Annotated in this window: 4 protein-coding genes; 2 read left to right on the top strand and 2 right to left on the bottom strand. The window is 53.2% G+C overall.

Annotated features, from left to right (window positions below; genetic code table 11):
* Nucleotides 1–395 (top strand): hypothetical protein (locus Q31b_RS27490; protein ID WP_231617904.1); only part of this gene is annotated, 395 nt, incomplete at its 5' end.
* A gap of 280 nt (nucleotides 396–675) precedes the next feature.
* On the opposite strand, the gene Q31b_RS29780 is transcribed toward Q31b_RS27490, so the two are convergent.
* Nucleotides 676–1074 carry a HEAT repeat domain-containing protein gene (locus tag Q31b_RS29780; RefSeq protein WP_390622363.1) on the bottom strand — a complete coding sequence of 133 codons (399 nt, stop codon included), beginning with the start codon at nucleotides 1072–1074 and terminating at the stop codon, nucleotides 676–678.
* A gap of 24 nt (nucleotides 1075–1098) precedes the next feature.
* Entirely contained in the window at nucleotides 1099–2139 is a 1041-nt protein-coding gene (locus tag Q31b_RS27495; protein WP_197172528.1) for an RHS repeat domain-containing protein, read from the bottom strand.
* A gap of 719 nt (nucleotides 2140–2858) precedes the next feature.
* Here Q31b_RS27495 and Q31b_RS27500 point away from each other — a divergent pair.
* A complete protein-coding gene (locus Q31b_RS27500) occupies nucleotides 2859–3641 on the top strand; it encodes a hypothetical protein (RefSeq protein ID WP_146602883.1) in 783 nt (260 codons plus the stop codon).
* Nucleotides 3642–3846: the final 205 nt, after the last annotated feature.

Here is a 3846-nt window from a genome sequence, read left to right on the forward strand (position 1 = left end):
GTCTTTCGCTGACGATTCTCCCCGGCATGTCGACGCGAACGACGACACGAGTCACACCCGAGACTTTCGAGGAACTCGTACGCCTGCAACAATCGGTGGGCGATCTGCAAGGTGAACTCAATCGCGGACGAGACCAGCTCGAGGAAGACCGGCGGCAATGGGACCAGCGTGAACGCCGAGCCCCGATCATTGCAGCGGCAATCCAAACAGGCGGTATTCTCTTTGCATGTCTACTTCCGATCGTCGCAGTCGTGATCCTGCTCTGGCCGCGAGCGACGGAAACAGCCGATGCCGAAATCGTCGACACGATCCTCATCGATGCCGCCAGCGAGCAACCCCGGCTGCTACCGCAGCCAAATCCGCCCGAATCACCCGAGCCAGTGCGGCTTGAGTGATTCACCCGCCGCGACCCGCCTTACACTCCGTAAGCGGGCTGCGGCTTTTTTTTAGCGGTCAGAGATGATGCAGTAGACGCGATGGCCAAGTGACGTAGTCTGCAAACGAAAATATAGCAAAGACATGCTAATTATTGGGCAGCTCTTCACGACGGAATCGTGAATCCTCTCGAATACCTCCTCCGAGATTTCGGCCGAATTGAACAAGATTCCGTCAGGAATTGCCGCTCCAAAAGATGGTCGGAGTTTTTTGACCGGGCGACCTTAAACTTATTCGTTGTTATTGGACGTCGCTCGCGCTCTCCGACTGACCAAAATACCGCTCGAGAGACTTCGCAACTTCATTGCCCCCTATCGTCGTTGAGTCCGTGGTGACAAATCTATCTTTACTTCGAAGGGCTGAATATGCAGTCGCACGCACTACGGGATCCGAATCGGTCAATCCGTAAAGCAACAGAGCCAAACTCTGTGCATCGGACTTATCGACCAGCGATTTAATCGCACGTCGACGCGCGAAGAAATCGTTCCCAGCAAGGGTTGAGCGTGCTTCCAACTGTCTGACTCTTACGTGAAGACTCTCGTTTTCAATAGCTAACCTCGTTCGATCTGTATACCAACCAAATAGAATCGCAGCAGTCAAGGCGACAATGAGCAACGATTTAATATGATACCTAATCATGGAGACAATCGATCATGGAGATACTCAGAAAGCACGTCTTGTAGTCAACACTCCAAAGCCGCAACTCTTTTTGCCTTTTGGCTTTGGACAACAATTCCACCATCCAAACATCGCGTAATTAACCTGAGAAATCGGAGTGTTCCAACCTGGGATGCCTGAGGCTAAGTCCCCGTCGGGGTCTGGCGCCGGCCCCTCTTTTTTCTCAATAGTATAACCGCAGCCCATATCACGTTTAATGGTTTGGTTTCTAAACCACATTGCCTCCAGGCTCGGTGAGTGCGGAACGACCCGTGCATCAATCGCCTCGGCAACCCAACCCCGACTGTGGCATTCAGCGTCAGCCCCTTGTTCACTCCCACGGACAGGGTTAATCACTTGATGACTGTCTCCTTGAACATCGCCATCTGAGCTGTCACGTCCTCGGAGCCAGACCTTACGGTTACCCTGCATCACGAAACCAACCAACTCGGTTGTACACCAAGTGCACATTTTGCCGGGCTCATCGGATGCAACACACGCTGGGCATCCAGCGACACAGTCTTTTTGATAACGAGTTTGACAGATCGTCTGCACAATGAATCCGGCCGGAGCCCAACGCCCCGTGGGTTCAGCGTCGACAGGATTGCTTAATGAAAAATCCATCAGGTAATCAAAGTTACCGCATCCGCTACACGTCAGATTTTTCGGAGTTGCATGGAGAGAGAGTGATACCCATCCGGTTGGATCGACCTCAGACAAGCCGAATTTATTTGCGTACTTATTCCAACCTCCCAAGATCCCAATCGGGTCTCTGGAGCAGAACCTACCCGCAACCGGGTCGTACATGCGGGCGCGGTAGTGATACAGCCTGAGATCTTCATCCCACTCACGGCCTGTGTACGTGGAACGATTGTTTTCGGAGGTCGTCGTAAGTGTCGTTCCGCTCGCGTCGGAGATCGTAGGTGTACCGTACGCATCATAGGCGTAGCGTTCTTTCACCAAACCACCGCCGTCGGTCAGTGCGGTGACGCTGTATTGTTGGTTGCGGTGGTAACCAATTGTGAGTTGGCATAGACGCTGACGCATTTCATGCCGCGTTTTGCGGCAGTGGCGTGACACCAAACGACAACAAGACGCTGACGATCTTCCACCATGGCGACTTGTGGCCATTCGACCTGCTCGTTGCACAGGAGCGCCGCGGACGTTTCGGTTGTTGATGGCCGTTTGCATGCGTCCCAGTTTAACCGATTTCATTCCCCGGTGTTAGCGCGGGAGCGGACAGAAGCCGGGCGATATGTGACCGAAATCGGCTCAAAAGTTTCCACGGCCTGACGTTTCGTGCCGAAAGCCTGTGGCGGACATCCTTCCCACCAAATGAAAAACGGCATCCTTTCGGATACCGTTTCGATGTCGCTTCACTCCGGTGAAATCGGCGGATTCGAAAGCAAAGTAAAGGGCTATCGCCCATCACTTTGGTCCTTTGGACTCATCTGAATCTCGAGGTTGACCCCAATCCTTTCCTATCGAAATCACCCCAATCCGAGACGTAATGGAATTAAGCACGGAGCCTAAGTAATCTTTGTAAGCAACTTGCTCGGTACTGTCGCCACCTAAGGCGGGAGCCGGACGTGGGATATTACGAAGGGTACTTTGACGAGACGGACTGACCAAAACGCCCCCTAACGATCGGCTGAAATAGAGAACGCGAGTTGATCGCTTTGAGCGTAAGCGACTTTTCCGCGGGTTCTCGCTAACTGTCGGTCGCTATCCTTCGGTGACGGCGGCGTTTGGCCTTGATTCCGCCTGTGCCACCTGAATGGCCCACGCAGAACGGGGCTTTGTCGGCGCAGTACGCCACTCATGGGTTTGACACTCAGCATCTCGAAGATGCTTGGATGGTGCTGGTCTGCATTTGCAACGTCGCTAAACTGTCTCACTTCTATTTGACAAGATCAGCCGCGAAAGCCAACACGATGCGTTTTGAATGCAACTCGACCTTTTATCCGAAACCGACCGACCTGACTCATTACTTCCGCAGCAGCGAGATTGACGTTTGGTGCCATACCGCCGGTGATGAGCCGACTGTCGCAGCTCGATTGGCTGTCGACTACTTCGACATCGCCCGTGCCGTTGGCGATGGTCAGAGCATCCTACACGTTTGTGACGCCGTGTCAGCGACCTGGATGCAAATCTATGAAACCACCATCGAGCCGGACATCAACTTCCTTGGGATTCGCGAGGACTTCGGTTTCGACGATCCCGTCAACGGCTTGGTCTTTATCCATGGGGCCGCGTTTCATCCAGACCTCAACTCATGGAGGACATTTATTCTCGATTCCGTCTGCCACATGTATCCCGAGGACACGGCCACGGTGATGTCGAAGGACACGACGAATCTGGAGCCGAAAGAATTAGCGAGCCTTGGATTTCGCAAAGTCGCTGGGTCCGAACTTTTGTTCCGTCCAAACATGCTTCTAAACACCTATTCGGCATTAAACGATAATCGAGATCCGGAAGAGCTAATCGTAGCCGAGGATGCTCAAGAGTACGTCAACCAACAGTGGTCCGAGTTTGATGGCACAGATTGATCGCACGAATTGATCGCACATTAGCGATAAATAATGATCGAAAGATCTCGACTGGCAACGACTTCAACGAGACGGGGCGGGTGAACCGTGGGACGTGGCTGCATGCTCATTGGCCGCTGGCGGTCAAGTGAACAATTTGGCGGTCGCGGTCCTAAGTCGAGGATCTGTCGTAAGTGCAGAGGAATGCCAAGATCGACTAGCAGCG

Source organism: Novipirellula aureliae, from assembly GCF_007860185.1.
In the GTDB taxonomy this organism is placed as follows: domain Bacteria; phylum Planctomycetota; class Planctomycetia; order Pirellulales; family Pirellulaceae; genus Novipirellula_A; species Novipirellula_A aureliae.

What these genes read in the sequence shown, in the direction of transcription:
- Q31b_RS29780 (WP_390622363.1), bottom strand. Translation starts at nt 1,074, where the DNA reads ATGATTAGGTATCATATTAAATCGTTGCTCATTGTCGCCTTGACTGCT.
- Q31b_RS27495 (WP_197172528.1), bottom strand. Translation starts at nt 2,139, where the DNA reads ATGCGTCAGCGTCTATGCCAACTCACAATTGGTTACCACCGCAACCAA.